The 1,296-nt window shown below is 54.7% G+C and carries 3 protein-coding genes; all 3 read left to right on the forward strand.

All coding sequences use genetic code 11. The annotated features are described in order from the left end of the window. Positions 1-97: 97 nt before the first annotated feature. Complete coding sequence (locus VJ956_RS11905) at positions 98-442, forward strand: PBPRA1643 family SWIM/SEC-C metal-binding motif protein (RefSeq protein ID WP_324085203.1); 345 nt, start codon at positions 98-100, stop codon at positions 440-442. Positions 443-471: 29 nt separating this feature from the next. Next, positions 472-912, forward strand: coding sequence for a DUF3010 family protein (locus VJ956_RS11910; RefSeq protein ID WP_324085207.1), 441 nt, complete (start codon positions 472-474; stop codon positions 910-912). A gap of 4 nt (positions 913-916) precedes the next feature. Then, a partial coding sequence (locus VJ956_RS11915; protein ID WP_324085206.1) for an RlmF-related methyltransferase occupies positions 917-1,296 on the forward strand: 380 nt, incomplete at its 3' end.

A 1,296-nucleotide genomic window follows, 5' to 3' on the forward strand; every position in this document is an offset into this window, starting at 1 on the left:
TCAGGAAATTATATCTCCCTATATCGCCGCCTCCACAACCATGCTAAAAGACTCCCCCCGGCAGTAGCTCGGGTATTCTTCCCATCAGGATCGCAGCATGTCAGACAAATTTTTCTTCAAAGGCCGGCAGGACGCACGCCAGCACCACACCGCTTACGGCGGCTTTCAGACCAACGCCAGCCAGAAGAGTGGCAGCAAGAAATACCCGCTAACGCTGGTGGTTACCAGTGAAGCGCGCAAGCAGGAAGTTGAGGCACAGGTGGCCAGGGCGAAGCTGCACGCGACTATTTCGATTGATACCCGCGAGGGCGCCGTTGAATCCATCAACGAGCTCACCGCTATCCTGAATAAAGGGAGCACGGTCACCACGGCAAAATCGCCCTCCCGCAACGACGCCTGCAACTGCGGCAGTGGACTCAAATTCAAAAAGTGCTGTGGCTGAACACAGCCGAGGACTAGAGGGAAATGGCTATGATTGTTTGCGGGGTTGAGCTGACTGGCAGCGATGCAGTGGTGTGTTTGCTGAATATGGACAGGGGGCAGTTCAACCTGCCGGAGTGCAAGGTACGCAAACTGTCACTGCCCAAAAACCATAGCCGTGAAGATCTGAAGCGGTTCCAGGCGGCCTTTGCGGAGTTAATGGTCCAGTACGGGGTCACCAGTGTTGCGATCAAAGAGCGGATGCCAAAAGGCAAATTTGCCGGTGGTGCCATCAGCTTCAAAATGGAAGCGGCTATTCAACTTATTACCGATGTTGAGTTGACGGTGACCCTGCTGCCCCCAGCACTGATCAAGTCCACCCTGGCAGCCAACCCGCTGCCGATTGCCTTTGCCGACACGGGTTTGAAAGCCTTTCAGGAAGCGGCCTTTACCGCCGCCTATGTAGGGCAGCTGCAAAGTCGGTGCAGTTGACAGCATGCACTCAAAGCATAGATCTGTCCCGGTTTCTGCAAAGCCTGTTCGAAAGGGGCTACACCCGAGGAATCTCCACAACCAGGGCTATGACTTCCCGGCTCTCGTAAAAAGCACCCCGGCACTAGCCCCCCATGTGAAACCGAACGCTCATGGCGACCTTTCCATCGATTTCGCAGACCCATTGGCAGTCAAAACTCTCAACGCCGCGCTATTGAATCGATACTACAACATTGTCGATTGGGATATTCCAGAGGGTGCTCTTTGCCCTCCAATCCCGGGCAGAGCTGACTACATTCATTACATGGCCGACCTGCTTGAGCTTGAGCCTGGACTTAAACAGCCCGGCATCAAGCTGCTCGATATAGGAACCGGAGCAAATGG

The organism is Marinobacter sp., assembly GCF_035268745.1.
GTDB lineage: Bacteria > Pseudomonadota > Gammaproteobacteria > Pseudomonadales > Oleiphilaceae > Marinobacter.

Bases quoted from the DNA above. Each gene is read 5' to 3' on its own strand.
- VJ956_RS11905 (WP_324085203.1), top strand. From the start codon at position 98: ATGTCAGACAAATTTTTCTTCAAAGGCCGGCAGGACGCACGCCAGCAC.
- VJ956_RS11910 (WP_324085207.1), top strand. From the start codon at position 472: ATGATTGTTTGCGGGGTTGAGCTGACTGGCAGCGATGCAGTGGTGTGT.